The sequence below is a fragment of the Tumidithrix helvetica PCC 7403 genome (assembly GCF_965232925.1).
Taxonomy (GTDB): domain Bacteria; phylum Cyanobacteriota; class Cyanobacteriia; order Pseudanabaenales; family Pseudanabaenaceae; genus Tumidithrix; species Tumidithrix helvetica.
In genome coordinates, this window is the sequence record NZ_CBDDRA010000019.1 from 16,375 (window position 1) to 42,902 (window position 26,528).

At 45.9% G+C, this 26,528-nt stretch carries 22 protein-coding genes; 10 read left to right on the forward strand and 12 right to left on the reverse strand.

Features of this window, described 5'->3' with window-relative positions; all coding sequences use genetic code 11:
* Positions 1-2 precede the first annotated feature (2 nt).
* The 3 genes from ACP2WE_RS17185 to ACP2WE_RS17195 all read left to right on the forward strand — a co-directional run bounded on the left by ACP2WE_RS17185 (position 3) and on the right by ACP2WE_RS17195 (position 3,238).
* Positions 3-752, forward strand: a complete 750-nt coding sequence (locus ACP2WE_RS17185) for a hypothetical protein (RefSeq protein WP_425216777.1) — start codon at positions 3-5, stop codon at positions 750-752.
* 153 nt (positions 753-905) lie between these two features.
* Complete coding sequence (locus tag ACP2WE_RS17190; RefSeq protein WP_425216778.1) at positions 906-2,432, forward strand: tyrosine-type recombinase/integrase; 1,527 nt, start codon at positions 906-908, stop codon at positions 2,430-2,432.
* A gap of 179 nt (positions 2,433-2,611) precedes the next feature.
* Positions 2,612-3,238, forward strand: coding sequence for a hypothetical protein (locus tag ACP2WE_RS17195; RefSeq protein WP_425216779.1), 627 nt, complete (start codon positions 2,612-2,614; stop codon positions 3,236-3,238).
* A 61-nt stretch (positions 3,239-3,299) separates the two neighbouring features.
* Here the strand turns inward: ACP2WE_RS17195 and ACP2WE_RS17200 are convergent, their stop codons facing one another.
* Positions 3,300-4,805, reverse strand: a complete 1,506-nt coding sequence (locus ACP2WE_RS17200; RefSeq protein ID WP_425216780.1) for a hypothetical protein — start codon at positions 4,803-4,805, stop codon at positions 3,300-3,302.
* Between the two features lie 219 nt (positions 4,806-5,024).
* Positions 5,025-6,194, reverse strand: a complete 1,170-nt coding sequence (gene purT / locus ACP2WE_RS17205) for a formate-dependent phosphoribosylglycinamide formyltransferase (protein WP_425216781.1) — start codon at positions 6,192-6,194, stop codon at positions 5,025-5,027.
* A 402-nt stretch (positions 6,195-6,596) separates the two neighbouring features.
* Here purT and ACP2WE_RS17210 point away from each other — a divergent pair, with 402 nt between their 5' ends.
* The 3 genes from ACP2WE_RS17210 (at position 6,597) to ACP2WE_RS17220 (ending at position 9,539) form a co-directional block, all read left to right on the forward strand.
* Positions 6,597-7,181, forward strand: a complete 585-nt coding sequence (locus tag ACP2WE_RS17210; protein ID WP_425216782.1) for a GerMN domain-containing protein — start codon at positions 6,597-6,599, stop codon at positions 7,179-7,181.
* A 146-nt stretch (positions 7,182-7,327) separates the two neighbouring features.
* The gene (locus tag ACP2WE_RS17215) at positions 7,328-8,887 is read left to right on the forward strand and encodes a glycoside hydrolase family 3 N-terminal domain-containing protein (protein WP_425216783.1); all 1,560 of its coding nucleotides are present in this window, start codon (positions 7,328-7,330) and stop codon (positions 8,885-8,887) included.
* Between the two features lie 97 nt (positions 8,888-8,984).
* Positions 8,985-9,539, forward strand: coding sequence for an NUDIX domain-containing protein (locus tag ACP2WE_RS17220; RefSeq protein WP_425216784.1), 555 nt, complete (start codon positions 8,985-8,987; stop codon positions 9,537-9,539).
* 35 nt (positions 9,540-9,574) lie between these two features.
* Here the strand turns inward: ACP2WE_RS17220 and ACP2WE_RS17225 are convergent, their stop codons facing one another.
* The 8 genes from ACP2WE_RS17225 to hpf form a co-directional block, all read right to left on the reverse strand.
* Positions 9,575-11,296 carry a leucine-rich repeat domain-containing protein gene (locus tag ACP2WE_RS17225; RefSeq protein ID WP_425216785.1) on the reverse strand — a complete coding sequence of 574 codons (1,722 nt, stop codon included), beginning with the start codon at positions 11,294-11,296 and terminating at the stop codon, positions 9,575-9,577.
* A 139-nt stretch (positions 11,297-11,435) separates the two neighbouring features.
* The gene (gene ppk1, locus ACP2WE_RS17230) at positions 11,436-13,715 is read right to left on the reverse strand and encodes a polyphosphate kinase 1 (RefSeq protein WP_425216786.1); all 2,280 of its coding nucleotides are present in this window, start codon (positions 13,713-13,715) and stop codon (positions 11,436-11,438) included.
* A 145-nt stretch (positions 13,716-13,860) separates the two neighbouring features.
* Positions 13,861-15,825, reverse strand: a complete 1,965-nt coding sequence (locus ACP2WE_RS17235) for a CHASE2 domain-containing protein (RefSeq protein WP_425216787.1) — start codon at positions 15,823-15,825, stop codon at positions 13,861-13,863.
* Between the two features lie 56 nt (positions 15,826-15,881).
* Positions 15,882-16,280 carry a pre-16S rRNA-processing nuclease YqgF gene (locus ACP2WE_RS17240; RefSeq protein WP_425216788.1) on the reverse strand — a complete coding sequence of 133 codons (399 nt, stop codon included), beginning with the start codon at positions 16,278-16,280 and terminating at the stop codon, positions 15,882-15,884.
* 43 nt (positions 16,281-16,323) lie between these two features.
* A complete protein-coding gene (locus ACP2WE_RS17245) occupies positions 16,324-17,181 on the reverse strand; it encodes an alpha/beta hydrolase (protein ID WP_425216789.1) in 858 nt (285 codons plus the stop codon).
* Between the two features lie 91 nt (positions 17,182-17,272).
* Positions 17,273-18,076 carry a hypothetical protein gene (locus ACP2WE_RS17250; RefSeq protein ID WP_425216790.1) on the reverse strand — a complete coding sequence of 268 codons (804 nt, stop codon included), beginning with the start codon at positions 18,074-18,076 and terminating at the stop codon, positions 17,273-17,275.
* Positions 18,077-18,125: 49 nt separating this feature from the next.
* A complete protein-coding gene (queF, locus tag ACP2WE_RS17255; protein ID WP_330485041.1) occupies positions 18,126-18,512 on the reverse strand; it encodes a preQ(1) synthase in 387 nt (128 codons plus the stop codon).
* A 296-nt stretch (positions 18,513-18,808) separates the two neighbouring features.
* Positions 18,809-19,393 carry a ribosome hibernation-promoting factor, HPF/YfiA family gene (hpf, locus tag ACP2WE_RS17260; protein WP_330485042.1) on the reverse strand — a complete coding sequence of 195 codons (585 nt, stop codon included), beginning with the start codon at positions 19,391-19,393 and terminating at the stop codon, positions 18,809-18,811.
* A 236-nt stretch (positions 19,394-19,629) separates the two neighbouring features.
* Here hpf and ACP2WE_RS17265 point away from each other — a divergent pair, with 236 nt between their 5' ends.
* Positions 19,630-21,237 carry a glucose-6-phosphate isomerase gene (locus ACP2WE_RS17265; protein ID WP_425216791.1) on the forward strand — a complete coding sequence of 536 codons (1,608 nt, stop codon included), beginning with the start codon at positions 19,630-19,632 and terminating at the stop codon, positions 21,235-21,237.
* 276 nt (positions 21,238-21,513) lie between these two features.
* Here ACP2WE_RS17265 and ACP2WE_RS17270 read toward each other — a convergent pair whose 3' ends face one another.
* Positions 21,514-23,820, reverse strand: a complete 2,307-nt coding sequence (locus ACP2WE_RS17270; RefSeq protein WP_425216792.1) for a transglutaminase TgpA family protein — start codon at positions 23,818-23,820, stop codon at positions 21,514-21,516.
* Positions 23,821-23,965: 145 nt separating this feature from the next.
* The gene (locus tag ACP2WE_RS17275; RefSeq protein WP_425216793.1) at positions 23,966-24,154 is read right to left on the reverse strand and encodes a CPXCG motif-containing cysteine-rich protein; all 189 of its coding nucleotides are present in this window, start codon (positions 24,152-24,154) and stop codon (positions 23,966-23,968) included.
* Positions 24,155-24,247: 93 nt separating this feature from the next.
* On the opposite strand from ACP2WE_RS17275, the gene ACP2WE_RS17280 reads away from it, so the two are divergent.
* The 3 genes from ACP2WE_RS17280 to ACP2WE_RS17290 all read left to right on the forward strand — a co-directional run bounded on the left by ACP2WE_RS17280 (position 24,248) and on the right by ACP2WE_RS17290 (position 26,420).
* The gene (locus ACP2WE_RS17280; RefSeq protein WP_425216794.1) at positions 24,248-25,000 is read left to right on the forward strand and encodes a nucleotidyltransferase domain-containing protein; all 753 of its coding nucleotides are present in this window, start codon (positions 24,248-24,250) and stop codon (positions 24,998-25,000) included.
* Positions 25,001-25,022: 22 nt separating this feature from the next.
* Positions 25,023-26,108 (forward strand): nucleotidyltransferase domain-containing protein, encoded by a 1,086-nt coding sequence (locus tag ACP2WE_RS17285; protein WP_425216795.1) that lies wholly within the window; start codon positions 25,023-25,025, stop codon positions 26,106-26,108.
* Between the two features lie 66 nt (positions 26,109-26,174).
* Positions 26,175-26,420, forward strand: coding sequence for an ABC transporter substrate-binding protein (locus tag ACP2WE_RS17290; RefSeq protein WP_425216796.1), 246 nt, complete (start codon positions 26,175-26,177; stop codon positions 26,418-26,420).
* The last annotated feature ends 108 nt before the right edge of the window (positions 26,421-26,528 follow it).

The following is a 26,528-nucleotide window of genomic DNA, read 5'->3' on the forward strand; positions in this document are numbered from 1 at the left end:
CAATGAGACATTCAGAACTAACTACGGACTTGCATTATGCCAAAGCCAAAGTGTTTACTGGCTTACCGTCTAACGTGACTGCTGATTTCGCGGATCAAATTCTTATCGGTAGTGACAAGAGGCTCTATAGAGCCATTAGCACAACTCAAGGCGATCTAGAGCTACTCGTTGCGGATAGCGCTCAAGGTGCGTTTCTCTTTGGAGATGGGTTGCCTACATCTATTCCTGAGAAGCAAGGTTTGCAATATTGGGATTGGAGGAATAGGAAGCTTTATTTTTCTCGGCATATGTTTTCTATTGGAGGATGGGTGAATACATCTGATGACAGATTCTCCAACTTATTTGTTAATGACTTGGCATCTTTCACTTACAGCGAATTATCTGAAATACGGGTCTATCACTCTCCTCTGCCATCAGCATCTATTGAAAGCGGGTTTGACTTTGGCGAGCCAATTGCTATTCTGCCTAGTCCTAACTCCAATCCGATGCAGTTTGACCTAGGCAGTGAGTTTGGTCTCTATGGCTCAGGATGTTGGGCGTTTAAAGTCATCTGGGATAGTGGATCTAGCTATATTCCAGAGAATCTAAAAATAACGAGTGCGTCTACAAATAGCGGGACAAGTCCATCGGTAATTACTGCGACAGGAGTACTAACTAGTAACGATGGAACTCTAGGAATAAACTTCGTAGAAGTATTGCCAGTGCTAGATAACACTACGCTGAACTTGGATTTTAATTGGTATCCAAGCTAGAAAAACGCCCATTTCCTTACCCAGAGAGGGTTGCAGACTTCGCCTCAGAGCCATTATCGCAATCATAACCATTTTAAAATATTCATAACCTAAGATGATAGGATGTCAGTACCGTCCAGAGATCGCTTAAATCACTGTTTCTAGAGGTGTTCTATGATCGATGAAACTAAGCTAGGTATAAATCCAGAGGATATTCAGGGTATGTTATCTATCCTCGATCGCAATACCTTGATTGGCGTAAGAGACTATGCCCTTTTGCTCCTACTCCACGAAAATTCGCTCAGACGGCAACAGGTATCCGCAGCCAGTATCAGTGACTTTGATTTTGAGCAGTCAACCCTCAAGGTCAGTAAAAAGATTCAGCATCAGCACCGATCGCGATCGATAAAGCTCAGTCCCGAAACGAATGCGGCAATTCAAAATTGGTTAGATGCCAGATTACATGCAGTAAATCGTGAAAAATTAGAATTCGATCCATCGCTAGACCAACCGCTATTTATTGCTTTAGATCGAGCTAGTTGGGGGCACAGGCTTACGGGTACTGCAATCTATAAAATTACCGCAAGAACAGCTAGAAAGATTGGCATCAATTCCAACAAACGGCAGCAAATGTCACCCGATCGCATCCGAGCCTCGGCGATCGAGCCTACAGATATGCCTAAAAAGCTAAAAATAGAGACAGAAAATTTACGCGATCGCGAAGAAGCCCTGATTCCTATCGAAATTTACCCAGAAGTATCTACCCCTTTATCTCAGTCTTATCTCTCAAGAGATATCAACCTAATTGCCGCCCTTCTGGCAGACAAACGTAGCATCAACACCAAAAAAGCCTACGAAAAAGACTTGAAATACTTCTTTTTAGCAGCTTACGATCGCTTGCCCTCTGAGGAATTAGTCAGACAGTTTTTAAGGCTAGAGCGATTTGACGCGATCGCGCTGGTCTTGAAATACAAATCCGCGATGATTGCCAGAAATCTTAAAGAAGCGACAGTCAACCGTCGGCTCTCCGCGATTAAATCTCTCGTTGACTATGCTGGCAAACTCGGTCACTGCCTATGGAACTTAAATGAAGTCCAAGGTGAAACGGTTCAAACCTATCGAGATACCACAGGCATCAAACCAGCAGGAATTAAAGCGATGCTAGAGGTTCCCAATCGCGAAACTCTCACAGGCAAAAGAGACTACGCAATTCTGCGACTGCTGTGGGATAACGCCCTGCGTCGTAATGAGATTGCAGGCACGAATATTGGTGATTTTGACCCCGACACGCGATCGCTAAAGATTCTAGGTAAAGGTAGAGGATCGCAGCAAACTTCCATTAGTCTCAGCCAAGCCACCACGCTTGCAATTCAAGAATGGCTTGCAAACATTGAATCTCACGATCCAAACCAGCCATTATTCTCAGCTCTCGACTCTGCTAACTTGGGACATCGATTATCAGGCGCTTCGATTTACGGACTTGTGAATAAAACAGCAAAACAAGCTGGAATTTCTAAACAAATGTCACCCCACCGCATCCGACATTCTGCGATTACTGCTGCATTGGATGCCACCAATGGCAATGTCCGCAAAGTCCAAAAGCTCTCGAGGCATAAAAAACTCGATACGCTAATGCTCTACGATGACAACCGCACTAATGCCCAAGGCGAAATCTCCGATCTACTCAGCGACTTAATTTAATTCCCAAATAATACAAGCCATCAAACAAGCAAACAGACATGCAATGGTTGGCAATTTGCCCCGATCTTTGCCCAATTTACTTCGATGTCAGTATTCTCGGTGAACCCAAGCAACGATTCAACCATGAAAGCAAACACGGGCTTGTCATACTTACCGTTATTAACAGAAAGGTATTCATCATGAAAAATATTTCACTAGGGTTAGTAGCTGCAACAGCTGTTTCTGGGTTGGTAACCTGTGTAACATCACCTGTTCAAGCATCAAACGTTGCTTTTAGATTTGATAGCCCGATTACTACCATTAACTTTACTGGGCTATGGCAATTTGACTTTATCTCATCCAATGGTGCATTTAATTCTCAATTTGGAATTGGGAAACCACCCGTCACCCCTCCTAACGAGATTACTGAGCAACCTCCTGGTTATACCACCTCTGTAGGGGACTATCCTGGTGTATGTGCAAACTGCACGATTTTTCATGATTTCACAACCAATCCGCAGAATTTCTTTTACCTAAAAAGTAATAATCAACCTACACTTTTTTCTGATGGAACGACCACTACTGGTACATACCCGACCGCTGGATCCTTTGCAAGCAGTCTCCTTCCCAGTACTGGATATGTATATCAAATTGCGTGGAACGATCCTGACCCCGATCGCGATAATAATGACTTTATCGTAAATGCTAAACCCTTTAGAGGTGAACGGACAGCCGTTCCATTTCCTGCGATCGTGCCTGGGGTGATTTTGGCAGGTATGTACTTTGGTAGTCGCGCCTTAAAGCGCAAGCAATCTGCCGCCGCCTAAGTATCTGCCTAATGCGAGTTCCCCGACTTTTCTCGAAAAGTCGGGGAACTGAGTCGCTAAATTATTCTCTAGGAGCCTTAATCGATATTGTGTAGGAATACGCTAAATCGTCCTCAGATTTAGTTAATGCATCTGGGGTTGGGCTTAGAGAGATCGTCACTTTCTCAGGCATGACAGAGTAGTTCCATTTACTAGAAGGACAAGCAACAGATAACGCGCTAGGAATAGATTTTGGAAGTTTAGATTTAGCGATCGCTTCTCTTACTCCCAAAACCTTTTCGGTAAGCTCTAGCTGTAGCATCATCTTCTTTCCTTTCACCCATTGATTTACCCAACTTGGTGAAGCTACGATGTCGTAATTATTGATAGTTGTTTCCAAAGCGATCGCAGATTTGATATCACCATTGCAAGCATCTAGTTTGGGAAGTTGAGCATAAACCCTGCGCGAAGATTGATTCAAATAGATATTGAGCCACCGCCAGTAATCTTGACGCATCGACGTTGACCAGTTCCCCCAATCAAGCTGTAAGGTAATAGGAAACTCAGCAGATGCTTTAAATATTTCATTGTAACCGGCAAAGATCGCAAAGGATTCCATCTCAATCGAGGTTAAAAGCGCCGCTGCATGATCGAATTGGCGCAAGCGTTTTTGCCATTCCAAAGGGATTCCATCTAAATTACGAATAACACCTACTTGAGATCTAGCAATAATCAGATTGACAAGCTGGCTAATCAATCTCGGATCGCCATTTAAAGATAACCGCAGTCGCCAAGCCGCATCGAATGACTTTATTCCTTCCTCATTCTTGTATTGCTGAAACTTGTCTAGCGTATCTAATAAAAGCAATTTATTGAGATTAGTTAGCCCCAAAAAAGAAGGAAGAGGCACAGTAATATCTCCTTTCTGTAAATGAGTCAAATCCATTTCCCATTGCGGGATATCCTCTGTCAGTAGTAATGTCTGAACTTCTTTGAGTGCCACAGCATGGGTAGCCAGAAAACTGCGTAAATTTTCAGGGATAGGTTGATTAATTCCTCGAGCTTGTAACTTTAGATAGTCATCAAGGGGCTTGCGGATTGCCTCATACGCCTTGGCTTGCTCTTTTGAGATCTCAGAAGGACTTTTGGTATCGCTCCACAAAGCAAACCCTAATTTTGTTGCGGCGATCGCTTTTAGTTTCTTGGCAGTATCATTGGTAGTTTTAGCTGGATAACGCTTAAATAATTCATTACTAGCCTTTCGAATCTCTTGTTCCTGCTTAGATAATAATGGACGCGCAGCAACGAAAGCTGCTTCAAACTTTTGACGCACCGCAAGCGTTCTGACGGGATTTCCTTGCTTTTGATAAATTCCGAGGGCATCGCGATATTTTGGCAATGCTTCCAGCAATGTACTTTTTGACTCAGCCAATTGATTGGCTTCTTGAAGCAGGCGATCGGCTTTAGATACTTCAGATATTTGACTAGGAGTAGTTTGAGCTTGGGCAACAGAGAGTTGGACAGGAATGGTTAATGGGGTAAGCACAAACAGTGTAGCCAAACCCAGCGATCGCAAATGTTGCACCATGAATAACTCCTTTGTATTTCTTTCGATCTTGCGATCGCAATTATAAAATACTCCTAGGGGTTTGCTTGGCTCGTTGATATATAGCAATCCTATTTGATTTGTGTGTAGGGGCAATTCATGAATTGCCCCTACGATTTTATGCAAAAGAAAGAATCTCTCATGGATCATTAGGTCGAGAAATTATTGTGATTCGTGGATAAATAATTCTTGCGATATCAATTAGATGTTGATGATTTTGATTTTGGAGGCAGCTTCTGTTGCCTTTTGACGGGATTCAATGGCATCTTTCCCTTTAGCTAAAGCGACCCCCATGCGGCGGTAGGGACGAGAATCTGGCTTCCCAAACAAACGAATTTCAGTGTTAGGAATTGCAAGGGCTTCTTCTACGCCTGTAAAGGAAATATTAACGCTAGTTTGGCTGGCAAGAATGACAGCGCTAGCCGACGGACTGAGCAATTCAATCGTGGGAATCGGCAAGCCTAAAATTGCGCGTAAATGGAGTTCAAATTCGTTGAGGTTTTGGGAGATGAGGGTAACCATTCCCGTATCGTGGGGACGGGGGGACAGTTCTGAGAAAATCACTTCATCTTTCGTGATGAAAAACTCCACACCGAAAAGCCCTGCGCCGCCGAGTTTATTGGTGACTTTGCGGGCAATGTCCTGGGCATCTTGGACTTGGGAAGGAGTTAAGCCGACGGGCTGCCATGATTCTTGGTAGTCACCCCGTTCCTGACGATGTCCGATCGCTTCACAAAATAGCGTCTCACCCTGCCATTGGCGTATTGTTAACAGGGTGATTTCGACTTCAAAATTGATAAATTCCTCGATGATGATTTTGGCGGTATCACCCCGCGCTCCAGCGATCGCATAATCCCAAGCTTTTTCTAGTTCATCGGCATTTTGCACAACGGATTGACCTTTGCCAGAGGAAGACATCACAGGTTTAATCACGTTTGGGAAGCCAATTTCGGGGGCAACGAGTTTCAGCTCATCAAGACTGGTGGCGTAGGCGTATTTGGCAGTACGTAAGCCCAATTCATTACTTGCTAAGTCCCGAATGCGATCGCGGTTCATGGTGAAACTGGTGGCGGTGGCAGTGGGAATAACGGTGTAACCTTGAGCTTCTAGGTCGAGCAGTTTCTCGGTACGGATCGCTTCTACTTCTGGCACAATCAGATCGGGTTGATGTTTTTTCACGACGGTTTCAAGAGCCTCACCATCCAACATTGAAATCACTTCTCGACAATCGGCTACTTGCATCGCGGGTGCATTGTCATAGCGATCGACCGCAATTACTGTATTACCCAGTCTTTGAGCGGCAATGGCAACCTCCTTACCCAGTTCGCCAGCGCCAAGAAGCATGATTTTTTTGGGTAATGCGATCGCCATTGTATTCACCTTGTTATTTCACAAAACAGCCATATCATACTGTTTTTAGCTGTACACTTTGCCAAGCTAGGCAATGCTAAATCACTAAATTTAATCCAATTTTTCCATTCACTACTTGATTCCCTCGTAGAATTTAAACGACAAAACACTAACCTTAAATTAAGAACATAAGACTTTAAGTAAGGCTTGCAATAAGAATGCGAGTCTATATACAAGACTAAACGACCGCTAGAGAAAATACAGCGATCTAGGAGCTAAATACATGCCAATTACGTCTATAGATCTATATAGTTTTGGCGCCGATTTGCTTATTTATACTAAATTGAGTCATGAGCCAAAGTTGAATCGACAGTTAAATCGACCAAAATGAACCTACCTGATTGTTCCTAAGGGGAAAATTATATGAGAATTCCTGCACTACAAAACAAAGTTTGGCTAGGGTTGGCGGCTGTAGCTGTAATTGGCGGTGCGAGTACGGCAGCGATCGTGGGGAGCTTGTCTCAGCAGCCTCCTACAACAAAGCCTCCCGTCGTGACTCAGGTGACACCAACCACTGCACCCCAAGCGATCGAGCAACAGGTTTCCGTTTATTGGATTAAGTCCAAGCAAAATAAACTCGTAGCCGTACCGACTGCGATCAAAGCCGCCAATACCGAAGCAGCTTTAAAAGAAGCTTTAGCCAAAATGTTAGCTGAGCCTACCAAAGAAGCAACTTTCTACAGCGCAATTCCCAAAAACACCAGAATCTTGGACTTTTCGGTAAGTGGTAAAGACATTCGCTTAAATTTGTCGAAAGAATTTAAATCGGGGGGTGGCACCTCAAGTATGCAAGGACGGGTGATCCAGATTCTCTATACGGCGACGAGTCTCGATCCTGCTGCCAAACTATATTTATCGGTAGAAGGCAAGCCCCTAGCCTATCTGGGGGGTGAAGGTTTAGAAATTCCACAACCCCTGACCCGTAAGGATTTTGGCTTAGAGTTTTAGGCTAGAAAATTTCCAATACAAAATCACCCCCTCGTAGAGGCAGTGCCCCCGTGCCTGCCTTATGGGATCTAGAACAACCATAGGAAGATTGCCCCGACGGTGGACTATTGCCTTAAAATTTTAAGTGTTCTTCTTAACCCAATTGAATGAAATCCCTGCCAGATATTAATTCGCTCTCATTGCAAGAACTGGTAGCTCAGATGGTGACGATTAGAGCGAGTGGATATCTCTACGATCATCAGATTCAATATCCACAGTGGGAATCTCCCAATCGATCGCTCTTGGCGCTACTCGGTGAATATGGGGTTGGCGGCGTCACTTTGGTGGGTGGCAGTGCGCCAGAGATCTACCTGCGATCGCAACAATTACAGGCATGGGCAAAGTTTCCCCTCTTGATTGCCGCTGATATTGAAGAAGGTGTGGGGCAGCGATTTAAAGGTGCGACTTGGTTTCCGCCACCGATGGCATTGCAAGCGGTCTTGCCTGACTATGCTGAAGCCATGGGTAAAATTACGGCGATCGAAGCGGCTGCAATTGGGATCAACTGGCTATTTGCTCCCGTAGCCGATGTGAATAACAACCCTGCCAACCCCGTGATCAATGTGCGCGCATTTGGCGAAACCACAGGTGAGGTGATGGGGGCGACAAGGGCATTTATTTTAGGTACGAAACCCTATCCTGTCCTAACTACAGTCAAACATTTTCCAGGGCATGGCGATACGGCAGTAGATTCGCATTTACATACACCCGTGATTCCCCACGATCGCGATCGGTTTAACCAAGTAGAACTACCTCCCTTTGCCCATGCGATCGCCGCAGGTGTCGATGCGGTAATGACAGCACACATTTCCGCCCCTGCACTGGACGCAGACAATTTAGCAACGCTCTCGCCTCACATTCTCACGGATATTTTGCGTCACGAGTTGAAATTTGAGGGACTGGTGGTTACAGATGCCCTGATTATGGCAGGGGTAGCCGATCGCTATACACCCGAGCAGGTAGCCGTACAGGCGGTCAAAGCAGGAGCCGATATCTTACTTATGCCAATCGATCCAATCCTTACAATCGATACGGTTTGTAAAGCCGTGGAGTCAGGTGAAATCCCCCGCGATCGCATACTTGCCTCCGTGGAGCGGATCTGGAAGGCAAAGGCAAGGGTTTGCCAAGCGCCTACGGGCTTAGCATCGGTGGCTCAATCAGAACATTTGGCAACTGCGGAAGCGATCGCAACCCATTCCATTCGTTTTCACGTACCCAATCCTATAGTGATTGAAAATGATTCGCCAAAGGATGAACTGGTGAACTTGATCTTGGTGGACGATCCTCTCGCCTGCGAGGAATTTTTGCACCCGCGATCGCCTGCCATCGTATTACCCCATCAATATGGATGCCAAAGATTAGTTCTAGATGGTCAAGCTTTAAGCCATTTGCACATCGAGAAACTTCCCAATGTGCTCTTGCAAATCTTTAGTCGAGGCAATCCGTTTCGGGGCAGTGCTGAGATGCACGGTCAAACCCAAAGCTTAATTCAAACCCTAGTATCAAAGCAGAAGTTAAAATCGATCGCGGTTTACGGCAGCCCCTACAACCTCGATCGATTGCTGCCACTCCTGCCTGTCAATCTTTCTTGGGCATTTGCTTACAGCCAACAACCCGCCGCCCAGTCTGCGATCTTACAAAAGCTGGGCTTGACTAAAAAGAATTAGGCATAGGCTTCAGTTCCGTTAGCTAAGGGGAGCCGAAGTCATCGGAGTTGAAGTCATCGGTTGTTTCCGCACAAGTCTCTTACTGGTTTTTAAATTTATGAGCATTGACAAGACAATTTTTAGTACCAAATGGGTCTCTATCAAAGAAACCCCTAGAAAGTTCTATTACTTAGAACGCAAAGGTAAAGATTCGGTGGCGATCTTTTTGGTGCGCGGTACGAAAGGGAGTTCTGTTAAAGAAACGCCCTTTGATCAATTAGAAGTATTGGTTAGATTTCAGCCGCTTTGTATAGATAGTTCTACCCTTGATGAGGAAATGCGCTTGCATCCCTGTCCAGTCACAGGTGGTATGGAAGAGGGAGAGAATCCCCTAGAATGTGCTGTGCGAGAGACACTGGAAGAAACTGGCTATCGCCTTGAAACGCTTTCACCGCTTGGTCAGTACATCACAGGTACGCAGTCCAACGAGATTGTCTATCTATTTTGGACAGATGTCACGGGAATAGAACCCGAAGTCGCTACTCAAGATGGTAGCGTATTTGAAGCAGTGAGTAAGAACGAATGGGAAGCGATCGCTTTTCTTAAAGACTGTCAGTACTCAGGTTGCTTGATCGGCTATCTAAAGCTATCAGAAATCCTCAACTTGATTTGACTCAATCTGAATCTGCCTTTTACTCCACGCGATCGCTAGAGGCTCAGCTCTACTCGGTTGGAAAGTTGCCCAAGCCTCGGCGGCAAACTTGTCAGATGATTGTTTTTAAGAGAGAGATCTGTGAGGTTAGAGAGTTGTCCGATCGATTCTGGCAAACTTGTCAATTGATTGCCATCAAGATAAAGTTCTGCCAGTCTAGAGAGTTGTCCAATCGATTCTGGTAGGCTGGTTAACTGATTGTTCCAAAGGTAAAGTACTTTTAGGTTAGAGAGTTGTCCAATCGATTCTGGTAGACTCGTCAGTTGATTGTTAAAAAGATAAAGCTCCGTCAAGTCCGAGAGTTGTCCAATCGATTCTGGCAGACTGGTTAATTGATTCTCGTTCAGGATAAGCTTTGTCAGATTAGAGAGTTGTCCAATCGATTCTGGCAGACTGGTTAATTGATTCTTGTTGAGGATAAGTTTCGTCAGGTTAAAGAGTTGTCCAATCCATTCTGGTAGACTGGTCAGATTGCTGATAATGTCAAGTACTGTCAGGTTGGTGAGCTGCTTAATCGACTCTGGTAGAGATGTCATTCGATTGCCACTGAGGTAAAGCTCTGTCAACTTGGAGAGTTGCCCTATCGACTCTGGCAGATCTTTGAGCTGATTGCCCCAAAGGTAAAGTACTTTCAGCTTTGTGAGTTGCCCTATCGACTCTGGCAATTCTGTAAGTTGATTGTCACCAAGAGAAAACTCTGTCAAATTGGTGAGTTCTCCAATCCATTCTGGCAGGCTGCTCAGGTGATTGTCATTGAGGTAAAACACTGTTAGATTAGAGAGTTTTCTAATCGATTTTGGTAGGCTCGTCAGTTGATTGTCACCGAGGTAAAGCCTTGTCAAGTTAGAAAGTTGTCCAATCCATTCTGGTAGACTGGTTAACTGATTGCTACTGAGATAAAGTACTTTCAGCTTTGTGAGTTGTCCAATCGATTCTGGCAGGCTGTTCAGGTGATTGCTACTCAGGTAAAGTTCTGCCAAGTTCGAGAGTTGTCCCATCGATTCTGGCAGACTGGTTAATTGATTGTCGCTGAGGATAAGCTTTGTCAGATTAGAGAGCTGCCCAATCGACTCTGGTAGACTTGTCAGTTGATTGCTACTGAGGATAAGCTTTGTCAAGTTGGTAAGTTGTCCAATCCATTTTGGCAGGCTGGTCAGATTGCTGATAATATCGAGCACTGTCAGATTGGTGAGGTTTCCAATCGACTCTGGTAGAGCTGTCATTCGATTACCACTGAGGTAAAGCTCTGTCAACTTGGAGAGTTGCCCTATCGACTCTGGCAAGCTTGTCAGTTGCTTATTGCTGAGGTACAGCACAGTCAGTTCTGTAAGTTGTCCAATTGACTCGGGCAGACTCGTTAGTTGGTTTCCTCTAAGATCGAGCTGGGTGAGGTTTGTGAGTTGTCCAATTGACTCGGGCAGACTCGTTAGTTGGTTTCCTCTAAGATCGAGCTGGGTGAGGTTTGTGAGTTGTCCAATTGACTCGGGTAGGCTCGTCAGTTGATTACTACTGAGGTTAAGCTGGGTAAGGTTTGTGAGTTGCCCTATCCACTTTGGCAAACCAGTCAGTTGATTGTCATTGAGATCGAGATGGGTAAGTTTTGTCAGTTGCCCTATCCACTCTGGCAGGGAAGTTAACTTTTTCCGAAAAAGATCTAGCTTTGTTACCTTGTCTTTGGGGGCTTGTTGGATCTCTTGCTGTAATTCGTCGTCAGTCATTGGTAGTACTTTCCCTAGAGTAGGGTGAGTCAATTGGTTGGGCTATGCGATCGCCCAATCCTCAGGTACCACATTATAACGCCATTATTCAACATTTATTTCTAGCACGCCTAAGTCGCCTGTATTGCCTCTCCGATTTCTAAGCAAAATCAGCCCGACACTGAGACATAAAATGGCGTTGCGAACTTAGCTCTGGCTCATCTTCTTTGGGATGGCGTTGCGTATAAGTACCATCAGGATGCAAATCCCAAGCTTGACGATTATCTGCCAGCATGATCTCTAAAATCTGTTTAAGCTCCTGTACAATACTTGGTTCCTCAAGAGGTGTAACCACTTCCACTCGAGAGTCTAGATTGCGAGGCATCCAATCAGCACTACCGATAAACACTTCTTCTTTGCCACCATTGCTGAAATAAAAGATGCGAGAGTGTTCCAAAAATCTGCCAATTACACTGATTGCCCGAATCCGATCGCTTAGCCCTGGTACACCTGGACGCAGACAGCACACGCCACGCACAATTAGATCGATATGTACGCCTACATCCGAAGCTTTATAAAGTAAAGCAATCAGCTCTGGATCGACAAGGGAATTCATTTTGAGAATGATGTAAGAAGCATAGCCCTTCTTTTGATGTTCGATCTCACGTTCGATTAGCTGCGCAAACCGAGGGCGCATATTCACAGGGGCAACCAATAAGCGGCGATATACCCTTTGTCGAGAATAGCCCGTGAGATAGTTAAACAACTCCGTAAGATCGGCTCCCAGCTCTTCTCGGCAGCTAAATAGTCCCAGATCGCTGTAAAATCTGGCAGTTTTGGGATTGTAATTCCCTGTGCCAATATGAACGTAGCGCACGATGCGATCGCCTTCTTGGCGCACCACCAACACGGTTTTGGTATGGGTTTTGAGGTTCTTTAGGCCATAGACCACATGAACCCCTGCATTCTCTAATTTTCTTGCCCAGAGAATGTTATTCGCTTCATCAAATCGAGCTTTAAGTTCCACCAGCACAGCCACCTGCTTACCATTTTCGGCTGCCTTGATTAGGGCATGCACGATCGGAGAATCTCCAGAGGTGCGGTATAAAGTCTGCTTAATTGCTAATACATGAGGATCGACGGCAGCTGCTTCGATAAAGCGCTGCACGGTTGTAGTAAAGGACTGATAGGGATGATGTACTAAAAAATCACCTTGACGAATCACATCAAAAATATTGATGTCTCCATCATTCGCTTCTAACTTTTTTAGGCGAGGATGACTCGTAGACTTCCACGACCTGTCTTTGTAGTCGGGTAAAGGTAGACCAGTCAAAGCCATCAAATCCCCTAAGCCCAAAAGACCAGGGATATCGTAGGCATCATCCTCACTTATCCCCAATTGCTCGATCAATTTCCTGCGAAGTTCTGTGGGCGAGCGATCGGTGATTTCAAGGCGAACTACAGGACCAAATTTCTGCTTCCGCAATTCTGCCTGTAATGCAGAGATTAAGTCATCAGCTTCGTCTTCTTCAATGTCGAGTTCGGCATCGCGAGTGATTCGGAAAGGATAGTATTCTAAAATCGACATGCCTGGAAAAAGGGCATCGAGATTATGGGCAATCACTTGTTCTAGGGGTACAAAGGTATGGTTGCTCGTGTCGGGAATGGGAACGAAACGGGGAAGCAGATGGGGAACCTTGACCCTTGCAAAAAATTTCTCATTGGTCTCGTCATCTTGGACTACCACGGCAAGGCTGAGACTGAGATTCGAGATATAGGGGAACGGATGGGCAGGATCGACTGCAAGAGGGGTGAGAACTGGAAATAGTTTCTCTTGAAAGTATTGTTGTAAGTGCTTTTGATGCTTCTTGTCGATATCTTTGTAGTCGAGTAAATGAATCCCTGCCTTTGCGAGTTCGGGACGAAGTTTCTTCTCAAAACTTTGATGTTGCTGTTTCACCAATGGAACGAGCGCTTTGTGAATTGCCTTCATTTGTGCTTTTGGAGCTAAACCATCATCGGAGAAAGACTCTGGTTGATCGGCGATTTTGTGCTTGACGCCAGCCACGCGCACCATAAAAAATTCATCAAGGTTAGAGCTAAAGATCGAGAAAAATTTGACGCGCTCTAAAAGTGGTGTGCGGGGATCGAGTCCCTCGTGCAAAACCCTTTGGTTAAAAGCGATCCAGCTCAGTTCGCGGTTAAAGAAATATTCTTGCCGATTTTCTGCGGATAATTCGACGATTTCTGGTTGACTTTCTAAGAGCGTTTCTACTTTGCCAGCTAATTTCGGTTCAGAATGTTTCGAGCCAGAAGATTTTGGCTCAGAATCTTTGACTTTAGAATCTTTGGTTGTTGCTTCGGTGGGTTCTGTGTCTTGATTTTCTGGCGCTTCCTTTTTAGAACTGGTATCTGAAACTTCTTTCTTAGCAATGGTCATAGGTTTAGATAGTACGTTTAGGAATAAAGTGAAATTTTGCCGACAGCAAAATATAGTGAAAACTCTGAGGAATACTAGCCTATCAAACTTTTATGGGGCATTTGTGTTTGGCACAACACCTAAAATGTCACGATCGCTCGCGCTCTCAATTACCAATTACTCGGTAAACCTCCACCGTCTGTGCTTTCCCCCGTAAATGTATCGCCCCCCAACTTTCTACCTTATAGCGATCTTGCAGATAATCTAGCGTTTCTTGCGCAATCAAAATGCGGCAGTCATCGATTTGTCGATCCTTCTCGCAGGACTCCAACCGAGAAGCGATATTCACGCTATCGCCAATCACGCCATACTCCAACCGACTTTTACCACCCAGACTGCCTACCATCACGGCACCCGTAAAGATTCCCACGCGCATCTGGATTTTAGGCAGTCCTTGTTTTTCAAAGCGCTGATTTAACTCTGCAAGCACAGATCGCATCGCTAAAGCACAGGCAACTGCTCGCTGCGCATCTGTGGCAACCTCTGACTCTATCTGGCGGGAAATTGGTACGCCAAACACCGCCATCACACTATCACCAATAAACTTATTCACCACACCCTGATGCGACTGCACCCGATCCGCCATTGCCGTCAGATATTCATTCAGCCATCCCATCACCTGTTCGGGTGATTCTCCTTCCACGATCGTGCTGAAATTCTTGATATCCGTAAATAGAATCGTTGCTGTCACATTTTGCCAAGGCAATCGCCCAGACTGCAAGAGCCGATCGCGTCCTTGCCAAAGTGCATTTGCAATCTCTGGCGAAGTTTGTTGCCCTAACAGTCGCATCATCATTTGCTGTTGTTGCTGAGATTGATACAGGCGATCGATCAGCGTCGTCACGCTTGTCAGCACAAATGCCAAAGCAGGAGCTACCACTGGAATCCAGCCCTGTTGCAAATACAAAATATAGCTAGATCCCACCAGGAGCGATAACAGTAAAAGTTCGCTAGCAATTAAAACGAGTGGTTTGTGGATAAACCAAGCCAAGCCTATGCCTGCGATCGCCCAACCCAAAATCCATAAAAACTCTTGCCACTCAGCCCAAAACCAAAACTGGCGATCGCCATCTAGCACCACACCCAGCAACTGACTGGTAATCTGAGCCTGTACCTCCACCCCTGACATTCTCACCGTGCCCTTATCCGTCACGCTGTAAGGAGTCAAGAACACATCCTTGAGACTGGGCGCACTTACCCCGATTAGCACAATCTTGCCCCTAATCCAGTCAGGATTTACTTCTTTTTGCAAGACTTGCGCGAGCGTAACTCGCTGCAATGATTGGGACGAACCGCGATAGTTAATCAAAATTTGATAGCCACCACTATTAATGTTCTGATAGGCCCCAGAGTCTGACTTTAGCAGTGGAAATGCTACGCCACCCAGTTCGTATTCTTTTTGGGAATTAAACGAGGGTTTGAGATTTCGACAAAAGTCCTGACGCTGTGGGCGATCGCTGGGACAGCCAGCTCGTAAATAGGCATTGAGTAGCTGAATCGAGAAAGAAGCGCGATTGGTAAATAACAACGCTCGTCGCATAAACCCATCGGCGTCGCTAGGCAGATCGACCAGACCCACTTGATTTTTAGGTAACGCGATTGGAGGCTCGATCCGATCGTTCTCATGGTTGCCCGTACTGACTGCCGCAATTACGTTGGGCTGTCGTAGCTGGGTAATCAGTTCGCTGCGACTAGGCTCCTGGGGGTCGTTGCGCTGTAGGTTTAGATCTACGGCGATCGCTGCGGGTTGGTGGCGATTTAGTTCTGCCAGCGTTTGAGCGACAATACGTTCTGATAGCGGCCATTTTTGCGCCTTGATGTCGCTTTCTGTAATAGTCACCACGAGTAATCTAGTGTCAATTCCCCGATCTGGACGCGATCGCATCATCTGGTCAAAGACCATTAGCTCTAACTGTTGTAGTCCGCCCAGTTGCTTTACCCCATAGAGCAGCCCCAAGACGATCGCATTCCCGACAATCGCAGATCGATAGCCTACCAACCTAAATTCTGGCAATCTTGGCAATCGGCGGTGATGGAATAGTGATTTTAACCCTTGAAAATTTTTCAGCATCCGTTAGCGCATCCCCATCTTCATCCCCATCTCCACTTGGCGATCGCCAACTATTTTTAGCTCACCAGCCGATTGAGATATCGTTCGATTAAAATTACTGCCACAATGTCATCAATCGATCGCGGCGGCGATCGCATCCCCTTAGGCAATAACTTCAATAAGCCCTGTGCGGGATAAATTTCCCAGTAACGCTTGCGAGCCTCTTCGCTGCTATAGCGTTCGTCCACCGAAATAATTCGCAGATCGGGAAATTTTGATGACAAATCTGCTTTCCACTGTTTTGAAGCAGTCTGATCGCCAATCACCATCAAGGAAATCGAATATTGCTCCAGCAGCGTTTGCACCTGAGCGATCGCCTGTTCGCTTTTCACAACTGCTTGAAAATGCAACTTGCGATCGAGCCCCATTACAGCCACGCCACATTTACTTTTGCCTGGATCGAATCCTAATAGCACGAAATTATTTATCCCAAAAATACACGCTCACTATTTGATTATCTTAAGAGATATATTGCTTTACCAACTTTTCTAGTCCCGCGCTATAAATTTCTTGAGCCTCTAAAAAGCCACCATTGTGATCGCCTTTAATTTTGATAAACATTTTTGGGTCATGCGCCGCCTTGAAGAGGGCTTCGCCATGGTGAAATGGAATAAGTTCATCCTCTGGGCTGTGAATTACCAAAACAGGACTTTTGATATTCGGTAAGCGCGCGATCGTGTTGTAAGAAAATTTAGAAATTAGGCGAATCGGTAAAAACGGATAAAGCTCTGCGGCTCTATCGGAGATCGAGGTGAATGTCGATGCCAAAACCAAGCCTCCCGATCGCTGTTTTTCCACCATATAGGATGCCACACCGCCGCCTAAGGACTCGCCATAGATTACGATCTTGCTGGCAGGAATCTTACGTACTTGGGTGAGATATTGCCATGCTGCCTCCACATCCGCATAGGTTCCTGCTTCAGTGGGCGAACCTTCACTGCTGCCATAGCCTTGATAGTCAAACAGCAAGGTTGACAGCCCTAAACTGTGAAATATCGGTAAATAGGGGGTGCGATCGCCGATATTGCCAGCATTGCCATGACAAAACAAAATCACAGCCTTGCCTATGGGATCTTTCTCATTAGCGGGGACAAACCAAGCCGACAAACCCAGATTATCCTTTGTGCTCAGTCGCACCTGCTCAAAGGCTAAGCCTAAATCTTTGGGGGTCGCCGTTAGATCGGTACGGGGCATAAACACCATTTTGGCTTGCCCAAAATAGAGAGCCACCAAAAGCCCGATATACACCAAGACCGCAATCCGCAAAACAGGAAATACAAAAACCTTAAGCAGTCTAAGGAGATTTTCGGGATTCATCGGTTGAGGTTTGGCGTTAAGGGATGGGAATTCGCTATTTCTTGAACACTAATCACCCATCACCGATGACACATATACCCCTAACAAGCCCCTAACGAGACAGATTGCGTGGTTTTAGATGTAGCGATCGCTCAGGGTAGCCAGATAGATCGTTTAGATCGACTTGACGACTACGAGCGTCTTGTAGGGATGGCATAGAAGACAAGGCGGAGAGTGGCTCAGTCGTCGATCGCGCGTTGCCCGTTGTCCGATCGCTTGGCTCGATTGGACTATAGAGAGATTCAATGGTTTGACGATTGGTGCGTTGGGGAGCAAATAGGGCAATCGGTGGGGAGTCAGGTTCGGCGATCGCGGATTCTTGGCTGGAATCCTTTGCGGTTCTGGAGGTTGAGACATTCTGACTGACATTGCGATCGCTACGCCCCAACGGGCTAGATAAGTCCGACTCTTTCAACACCGCAAAATTGCCCAACTCTCGATATCGGGGCAGTCCTAAGCGATCGCGAATGGACGCCAACCTTGTCACCTGAGTATTTTGAACCGGCGATCGGGGAAATCTGGGTTTACGGGTTAAACCGCCCAATTGTTCGTTAAACAGTTGTTGTGAGGCAAGAATCACCTCATGCTCGTCCAATAAAAATGAAGTGGCGTCAGATTTTTTGGGCGTACCGCTAGGGCTAGGACTTGGTTTAGGGGTTAGCTTAGGCAACTTGACCCCTGTGGGTGAAGGGTTTACTCCTTGCAGAGCCTTTTTACCAAATTCATACGCTATCAAACCTGTAATCGTACCGACAATCACCATCAAAATGAGCAAAACAAAGCTGTAGCTTAGTCTAAATCCTTTTTTGGCTTTTTTCTTTCTGACAGGACGGTCTTTGGGTTCAGTGTTAGGCATTAGGCAACCACTTGGCTACATACAGGGTTCATTTTACCTATTTTTTACGTTAAGACAGACTAACAGGCTTATCATAGTTAATTTCTACAACGGTATGTACATTTCCGCGTGGATTAAAATCCCCTTTAATATTCACATGGCTAGGATCGCAGGCAGCAATAAAATCATCGAGAATCTGGTTAACCGATTCTTCGTGGGAAATGTAGCGATCGCGGTAGCTGTTAATGTACAACTTAATCGCTTTTAGCTCGACCAGCAAGCGATCGGGGACGTAGTCAATGTAAATCGTGCCAAAATCTGGATAGCCCGAAAAAGGACATTTGCAGGTAAATTCGGGCAGAGTAATTTGAACGTTGTAGTTTCTGCCAATCCTCGGATTGGGAAAAGTTGTGAGGCTGGTTTCTAAGATCGCCTCTTCGCCATGCTTGACTGTCATAGATTTGTTTGGTTGTACGGAGTACCTATAGCAATCCTAAATCAGATATGTAAATTCTGGGGATAAGCGATTGGCTGTCCGTAGACTGACCATAATCAGTCAGACAAAACATCTTATCTGCAAGAATTCTTATGCATTTAATTAGGACTTCTATAGTACGCGATCGCACTAAGTATTTCTAGCGGGTAGAACGCTAACATCTGTTGTCCGCAAAAAAAGAAGGAGCAAATCGCCCCTTCTTTTAAAACTATTTAACAAAACAACGATGGTGAGGTTCAGCGCGTCTTAGATCGTAACTAATGTTTCTTATGACCATTTACAGCATGAGGTTGAATCACCCCATAGCCGCCATGATTGCGTTCATAAACCACATTAATTTCCCCCGAATCAGTGTTACGGAACACGTAAAAGTCATGATCGACAAGCTCTAGCTGCTCGACAGCTTCCTCGACGCTCATAGGTGGCATCGTAAAATACTTGTTTCGCACAACTTGAGCAGGCAGCTCAGGTACGCGGTTGTCATTAGGAAGGGGCAAAGGTGGCTGTTCTAGCACTGCAACCGCAGTTTTAGCAGCACTCTTACTCGACTTCCGCTCTTTAAATTTTCGCAACTTGCGGGCGATCTTATCTGCAACCAGATCGATACTGGCATAGAGGTTTTCGCTCTTTTCTTCAGCCCGAATCACGGCTCCATTGGCATAGATCGTGACTTCGGCAGCTTGTCTTGAGGTAATGCGAGGATTTCGTGCAACGGATAAATGCACATCGACTTCAGTTGTCAGTGATTGAAAATGGCTAACGGCTTTGTCAATTTTTTGACTGACATATTCGCGGATAGCATCAGTGACTTCAATGTTCTTGCCTTGAATTACAAGTTTCATATATTTACCTCAATGTTGAGATGATACCAATCAACCTTTTGACAGATCGCAATTTCCCTTTTTGAACCTCAAACTCTGGGGGATGTACTGTGGCTAACTGGTCTATAGATTCACCTTAGCATTTTGTCCTACAAAGTATGACAATCTCAGATCACTTCTTAACATCGGCTTAATGTCTTGTGGAGGATGTTGATTTAAGCTGATTTAAGCAAAGGTTTTGTTACTTTGAGGTGTTTATGGATTTGGCTACGGAGTTGTGGCAACGTTACCAAGATTGGCTGTACTATCACGCTGAACTCGGCTTGTACGTTGATATTAGTCGGATGCGATTTACGCCAGACTTTGTTAGCGCGATGGAGCCAAAGCTCAAGCAGGCTTTTGCCGACATGAAGGCATTGGAATCTGGCGCGATCGCCAATCCTGATGAGCAACGCATGGTGGGGCATTACTGGTTGCGTGCGCCTGAGCTAGCGCCAACGGTCGATTTACGTCAAGATATTGTAACTACGGTAGATCGTATCGAAGCTTTTGTACGAGATGTCCATACGGGGGCAGTGCATCCGCCCAATGCTGCCAAATTTACAAATATTCTTTCCATTGGGATTGGTGGCTCGGCTTTAGGCCCTCAATTTGTCGCGCAGTGTTTGGCTACCGCAGAGCCGCCTTTGCAAATTAGTTTTATTGACAATACCGATCCAGATGGAATCGATTTGGTGTTAGCGCAACTGGGCGATCGCTTGGCAACGACACTGGCGATCGTGATTTCTAAATCAGGTGGAACCCCTGAGGCTGCGAATGGTGCGAAGGAAGTGCAATATGCCTACGAACAGGCAGGTTTAGACTTTTCTAAGTATGCGGTTGCGGTTACAGGTAAAGATAGTAGCTTAGAGAAACTCGCGAAGCAGTCTGGTTGGCTAGATGTGTTTCCGATGTGGGATTGGGTCGGAGGAAGGACTTCGGAACTCTCGGCAGTGGGCTTGCTGCCTGCGGCTCTCCAAGGAGTTGATATTCGTGCCATGCTGCAAGGGGCAAAGATCATGGATGCAGCCACACGAGTGGAGAATCTCAAACAAAATCCTGCGGCTTTGCTGGCGATCGCATGGTATTTCTCAGGCAATGGCAAAGGGGAGAAAGACATGGTGGTACTTCCCTATAAGGATCGCCTATTGCTATTCAGCCGTTACTTGCAACAGTTGATCATGGAATCTCTAGGCAAAGAGAAAGACCTAGCTGGCAACACCGTCTATCAGGGCATTGCGGTTTATGGGAATAAAGGTTCCACCGATCAACATGCTTACGTGCAACAACTCAGGGAAGGGGTAGCGAATTTCTTTGCCACCTTTATCGAGGTTTTGCATGATAGCGACAAACCTCATCCTGAAGTGGAAGTAGGCATCACCAGTGGAGATTATCTGTCGGGTTTGTTGCAAGGCACGCGCCAAGCACTCTACGAAAATGGTAGGGATTCCATTACAGTTACAATTCCCACGGTTTCCGCTCTAAATGTTGGTGCTTTAATTGCTCTCTACGAGCGCACGGTAAGCTTCTATGCTTCTTTTGTCAATGTCAATGCTTATCACCAACCCGGTGTAGAAGCTGGCAAAAAAGCAGCGGCTAAGGTTCTGGCTTTGCAGACAAGGTTAATGGAATTACTCAAAGCCGAAGGAGGTAAGCTCTCTCTAGAGCAAATTGCCGAAAAGATCGCCGCTACTAGCGAGATTGAAGTTCTCTATCGCATTGTGCGCCACCTTCACGCCAATCAACGCCTTCATTTAGAAGGCGAACTCAGTAAACCTGCCAGTTTATTGGTTTCGTTAACGTCAGTTCGGGATAAGAAAACCTGAAACGCTATACATCCCAAGGATCCCCCCCAGCCCCCCTTGAAAAAAGGGGGGCGAACTCTCTTGTCCCCCTTTTTCAAGGGGGATGCCCGATAGGGCAGGGGGATCAAACCTCTCGGTTCCAGCAAGTCGGCTTGATTTGTTCCGAAATCCTTAACCCGAACTCAGGTTTCGTTAAATTAGCGAAGAGAATCTATCCCATCCTGTAGGGGCAATCCCCCCGTGGTTGCCCTAGATCCTACAAGGAGATTACCATTACAGAGGGAATACCATTTTTGTTTAAGAACGCTTAGGCAGGCTACGCAGCTTTCGCAGTAAGGATTTTAGCTGAGCCAGATTTGCAGGGCGATCGCCATATCGCCAGTCTTGATAGGACTGCGTGATTGCGGCGATCGCTTCGGCTTTTTGGGGACTAACTTGGCTATTGACCTGTGCCACATATTCTTGGGGCGTTTGATGGGGAGCTTTGGGTAAGCCCTGCTCGGCAAGCCATTGCAGCATCAAGTAATAAATTCTTTGGACAGGATCGAGTTTTTGGAAACGGCGGAGATCGCTTGCCCAAATTACGGCTTGCCAGAGCGCCCAGAGTAAAAGACCAAATAAGAACAGCATAATCACTGCAATAACAACGCCAACCCAACCCAACGCGCTAAGGCTATTCACTAACCAGGTAAAGGATTCGCTGATAAACTTGCCAATGGAGTTAAACAAGACGGTAAAAAAGCCCACAATTGGCGGTGGCAAGAAACTAGCAATCCAATTCCAAAAGCTCTGTAAGGCGCTAAATGTGCGATCGTTCTCAACCGAGGGCGGAAATAAAGGATTTCCAGGAACGGGGTCAAAGGCGAGCCAACCGTGATTTGGGAAAAACACTTCCACGACAGACTGGGCATCGGTGTTTTGAACTTCATAAAGCCCCGTAAATGGATTGAATTTACCAGGTGCAAACCCCACAGCATAACGGGCTGGAATTCCTAGCGATCGCAACATGATCGTTAAGGTCGAAACGAAATGGGTGGGTTCCCCGCCGCCTTGAGCGACAAACTGCGAGACAACATCACTGCCATCAGGATTGAATACAAATTCTTTTATGCGGTATTTTTGCTTGATAATTTGGGTTAAATACAGCGCCTTATCATAGGGATTATCGAAGGTTAAGGGCTTGCCATTCACAACACCTTTGGCATTAGTCAAGATATCTAAGGCAGCTTCCTTAACTTTAGGAGAGATTGTACTGGGCACGTCCAAATAATGCGTGCGAATCGACCTTGGGTATTCTTGAGGAGCCTTGATCAAAGCCGTGCGATCGCGGTAAGGAACTGATGAAATCACCGTATAGGTGAGGTTGTTCGGCAATTGTCCTGGTGCGCGCAAACTTCCCTCATAGTCAAGATCCATCTCTTCGCTTGGGAAAAATAACCTTGTGGGGGTCACTGCCGCAGGTACGAGGTTAGGGAAATTTTCAGTTGTTATGGTGTAGGTTTGAACTACTTCTTGGGTGGCATTGGCATTAACCGAAAAGCCAGTAAATGAAGGGATAAAAAACTCGTAGTTCCAATAGGAGCGCCTGAGCGTGCGAATTTGGCTTTTATCATTGCGAGAAATTTTCCAACCCTTGCCAGTAAATTGGTCGTAAGCCAACACCCGCCAGAACAACTCGGCTTGCGATCGCACCCGCATCACCAGCTCTGGTTTAATCTGAGTTGATTTTGTCGAATCAATTTCGGTGGAAAAGATGGGCGGCAGTAGTTCCACCCCCCCGCCAGCTTGCCCCCCTGTGCTATCTCCCCCCGTACCATTTGTTCCCCCTGTACCTTGCCGCTGTTGACTGTTTCGACCTGCGGTGACAATTCCACCTGCAGGAATCTGGCGTTGTACGTTAAGGTTGACACTCACAGGAAAGTTGCGTAACTGCAACCCTGGCAAACGCGGCAATAGGGCAAAAATCGTTAAGCCCAAGACTAATACAACCGTTAGCAGCCCAAGCATTGGCAAAGGCGAGATCCCGATTTTGGTGAGTTTAAAACTGCGGGTTTTGATGCCCAGTCGCGATCGATGATCTAACACCAGTACGGGCAAAACGATTACGAGAAATAGCATCAACCACACAGCAAAAATCATGGTTTGGCTGAGCGTGCCTGCCAGACCCAATAAAATTAAGCCAATTACGACCGAATAGCCCAAATCTTTGCGCCGAGGTAGGTCAAAACTATGCAACACCTGTAGCTGAATTAACAATCTCGCCAAAAGTAATCGAGTTTCCTCAGCTTGCCTGACCAGATCGCCCAAAAACACGACCAGCATCACAATCATGGCGATCGCAATAAAAAACTTGACTGCCACATTACGCTTGTGTCTGGCATACCATCCCCACACCGCCCCAATCGCACTGAGGGGAAGTGCCCAAATGCTATTTTCCGTACCAGCGACAACATCGACCGAGGCAATCCCCACAAATACCAATAACTGCACCAAAACGCGCAGGGGAATAGACTCTTCTGCTTGGGGCAATGGTATCGATTCGAGCGATCGCCTCAGTGCATCAAAAGGGCGAGTCTGTCGAAGTGGCTTGTTGCTTGCACCCATAATCTGCTCTGCTAATTGCTATTAGGATCACCCCATAAGCTTAACCTGTATAGCGATTTGCTGGTAATGTTTCCAGACCGAGCTTTCTGTAGCTTTGAACTTCCAAACTTCAAACGCTTACCATTTACAATTACACGCATTCGAATTAGCTCTCAGGTTCGCTAGTGATTTCGATCTCTAGCGTCTGCTCATCAATCTCAAGGAATAGCACATTCGGTTGACAGCATACTTGACAGTCTTCAATATAGGATTGTTGCGACCCTGCGCTAAAGTCAACAAACGTTACATTCGCTTCACCACAATAAGCGCAGTAATATTCAGCCGCGTTCTGCATCTTAATCAAATTGGGAGTAAATTACCCTCATCATACGCTCAAACGTAGTAGGATAGACCGAATCTGTAATCCACGCATAATTGCTAGGTTTCTATGGATCTATCTGCGATCGCGGCAAGTCAGCCTTACCCACTTCTATTTGCTACGATTAGTGGCGCACATCTGTACGGCTTTCCCTCACCAGATTCTGACTACGATCTGAGAGGCGTGCATATTTTACCCATTCCTGAGGTAATCGGTTTACATATGGGGCAGGAAACCATTGAGGTGGCTGAACTGAGAGCAGATCTGGAACTTGACTTAGTTACCCATGATGTCAAAAAGTTTTTTGGGTTGCTTTTAAAGAAAAACGGCTATGTGCTAGAGCAACTCTATTCACCACTGATCGTGCATAGTACGCCAGAGCATGAGGAACTCAAGGCGATCGCGGCATCCTGCATAACGCGGCATCATTCCCACCATTATCTGGGTTTCGCACAGAATCAATGGCAGCTATTTGAGAAGGAAACGCGCAAACGAGTCAAGCCTCTGCTCTATGTCTATCGGGTCTTGCTTACAGGCATTCACTTGATGCAAACAGGTAGGATTGAAGCGAATCTAAGCATTCTAAATCAGAAGTTTCAGCTTTCCTATATTCCAGACTTGATAGCCCAGAAATTAGAAGGAGGAGAAAAGTCCGATCTAGTGGATGCCGAAATTGAATTTTATCGCCAAGAATGCGATCGCCTACTTGCAGATCTCGAACAAGCCGGCCAAGTCAGTACTTTGCCTGAGTCACCAGATCCAACCAGCAAAGATGCGCTCCACGATCTCTTAGTCCGCCTTAGAATGAAAACCCATCTATGAATCCCATCTATGAATTCCAGCTATGAATCGTAATGAAATCGAACAAAGAACGATCCTGATTGCGCTTACGGGCTCTAGAGGCTATGGGTTGCAAACAGAAAGCTCTGACTATGACTATCGTGGGGTCTTTATTGCTACGAAGCCCTATTACTATGGATTCAGCAAAATCGAACAAAGAGATCGCGACTGGGTTGAAGGAGAAGGATTGTTTTCCTATTTAGGGAAGGATACCTGCATCTACGAACTCAAGAAATATTTGGAATTGTCCGCAGATAATAATCCCAACATCCTCGAACTGCTTTGGTATAAGGACTACATGCATTTGACCCCAGTGGGTAAAGCCTTGATCGATCGCAAGCAGATGTTTCTATCGAAAAAAGTATGGAAAACCTATGCAGGTTATGGCTACGCTCAAATCAGGAAGCTAGAATCTCATCGCAAATGGTTGCTCGATCCCCCACAACAAAAGCCTCAACCAGAGGATTTTGGTCTAGAGCCTACCCAAGTCATGTCAAAGACTGAGATCCATGCATTTCTAGAGTATTTATATTTGCTGATTCGCGATCGCGTGCAGTTTTTAGAGCAAGTAAAAGAGTTTCATCGCTTACTCACGACTGACATCGACTTTAAAGGCGTGCTACGGCAATATGAACTACCCGAAGACACCTTGACCTATACGCAACAACTTACCCATAGTTCCCATGATTTTATTCGCTTGTTGCAAACCAACCAGCAATATCTCAATGCCTGCCGCGAATATGACAACTATCAACAATGGAAGAAAAATCGCAATCCCGCCCGCGCAGTGATGGAAGCCAAGGTTGGCTACGACTGTAAGTTTGCAATGCAAGCGATTCGATTGTTACGCACGGGGATTGAAATCTTGACCCATGAAAGTATTATCGTCGATCGCCGCGAAGCAGGTGATACCGAGGAGTTACTTGCCATTAAGCGAGGTGACTATTCCTATAGCGATGTCATGGCGATCGCAAACGATCTCTATGCAGGACTGGAATCTGCCCATTCAAAATCTACGCTTCCGAATGATGTCGATCGCTCAGCAATCAATCAATTGTGCATTGACCTTGTAACGCTGCGATCGTGGTAAAGTGGTAGTTTGTTCCCTAGTGATGCGGTTTCTCTTTGGGGCGGAAGTGTAAATTGGCGTACCGCAATGTCCTACGATGCCACCCAAGCGATCGCCACTGGTTTACAACAAAGCGATTCTCGTGAGGGACTGCAACAGGCTTTGACAAGTTCTTCCTTCTCAGCCGATGGTGCTAGCGGCAAGATTCAGTTTCGCAAAACAGGCGATCGCTCAGGTCGAGGCATCTTAGTAAAAGTCGAGCCAGGCAACCAATCAGGTACAGGCTATGACTTTGTCCCCATCCCAGACACCAGCACACAGCAGTCCAATTAAAATTTGATCAATCAAGTAAAATGAATAATGGGTAAGTTTCATATTCAGCTTTCATCAAAAACCTTTGCTAACTCAGTCAAACTTTCAATCAGAAAAGATCCTATTCGA

Excerpts from the sequence above, each read along its gene's own strand:
- ACP2WE_RS17185 (WP_425216777.1), top strand. The coding sequence starts at position 3 with ATGAGACATTCAGAACTAACTACGGACTTGCATTATGCCAAAGCCAAA.
- ACP2WE_RS17190 (WP_425216778.1), top strand. The coding sequence starts at position 906 with ATGATCGATGAAACTAAGCTAGGTATAAATCCAGAGGATATTCAGGGT.
- ACP2WE_RS17195 (WP_425216779.1), top strand. The coding sequence starts at position 2,612 with ATGAAAAATATTTCACTAGGGTTAGTAGCTGCAACAGCTGTTTCTGGG.
- ACP2WE_RS17200 (WP_425216780.1), bottom strand. The coding sequence starts at position 4,805 with ATGGTGCAACATTTGCGATCGCTGGGTTTGGCTACACTGTTTGTGCTT.
- purT (WP_425216781.1), bottom strand. The coding sequence starts at position 6,194 with ATGGCGATCGCATTACCCAAAAAAATCATGCTTCTTGGCGCTGGCGAA.
- ACP2WE_RS17210 (WP_425216782.1), top strand. The coding sequence starts at position 6,597 with ATGAGAATTCCTGCACTACAAAACAAAGTTTGGCTAGGGTTGGCGGCT.
- ACP2WE_RS17215 (WP_425216783.1), top strand. The coding sequence starts at position 7,328 with ATGAAATCCCTGCCAGATATTAATTCGCTCTCATTGCAAGAACTGGTA.
- ACP2WE_RS17220 (WP_425216784.1), top strand. The coding sequence starts at position 8,985 with ATGAGCATTGACAAGACAATTTTTAGTACCAAATGGGTCTCTATCAAA.
- ACP2WE_RS17225 (WP_425216785.1), bottom strand. The coding sequence starts at position 11,296 with ATGACTGACGACGAATTACAGCAAGAGATCCAACAAGCCCCCAAAGAC.
- ppk1 (WP_425216786.1), bottom strand. The coding sequence starts at position 13,715 with ATGACCATTGCTAAGAAAGAAGTTTCAGATACCAGTTCTAAAAAGGAA.
- ACP2WE_RS17235 (WP_425216787.1), bottom strand. The coding sequence starts at position 15,825 with ATGCTGAAAAATTTTCAAGGGTTAAAATCACTATTCCATCACCGCCGA.
- ACP2WE_RS17245 (WP_425216789.1), bottom strand. The coding sequence starts at position 17,181 with ATGAATCCCGAAAATCTCCTTAGACTGCTTAAGGTTTTTGTATTTCCT.
- ACP2WE_RS17250 (WP_425216790.1), bottom strand. The coding sequence starts at position 18,076 with ATGCCTAACACTGAACCCAAAGACCGTCCTGTCAGAAAGAAAAAAGCC.
- queF (WP_330485041.1), bottom strand. The coding sequence starts at position 18,512 with ATGACAGTCAAGCATGGCGAAGAGGCGATCTTAGAAACCAGCCTCACA.
- hpf (WP_330485042.1), bottom strand. The coding sequence starts at position 19,393 with ATGAAACTTGTAATTCAAGGCAAGAACATTGAAGTCACTGATGCTATC.
- ACP2WE_RS17265 (WP_425216791.1), top strand. The coding sequence starts at position 19,630 with ATGGATTTGGCTACGGAGTTGTGGCAACGTTACCAAGATTGGCTGTAC.
- ACP2WE_RS17270 (WP_425216792.1), bottom strand. The coding sequence starts at position 23,820 with ATGGGTGCAAGCAACAAGCCACTTCGACAGACTCGCCCTTTTGATGCA.
- ACP2WE_RS17275 (WP_425216793.1), bottom strand. The coding sequence starts at position 24,154 with ATGCAGAACGCGGCTGAATATTACTGCGCTTATTGTGGTGAAGCGAAT.
- ACP2WE_RS17280 (WP_425216794.1), top strand. The coding sequence starts at position 24,248 with ATGGATCTATCTGCGATCGCGGCAAGTCAGCCTTACCCACTTCTATTT.
- ACP2WE_RS17285 (WP_425216795.1), top strand. The coding sequence starts at position 25,023 with ATGAATCGTAATGAAATCGAACAAAGAACGATCCTGATTGCGCTTACG.
- ACP2WE_RS17290 (WP_425216796.1), top strand. The coding sequence starts at position 26,175 with ATGTCCTACGATGCCACCCAAGCGATCGCCACTGGTTTACAACAAAGC.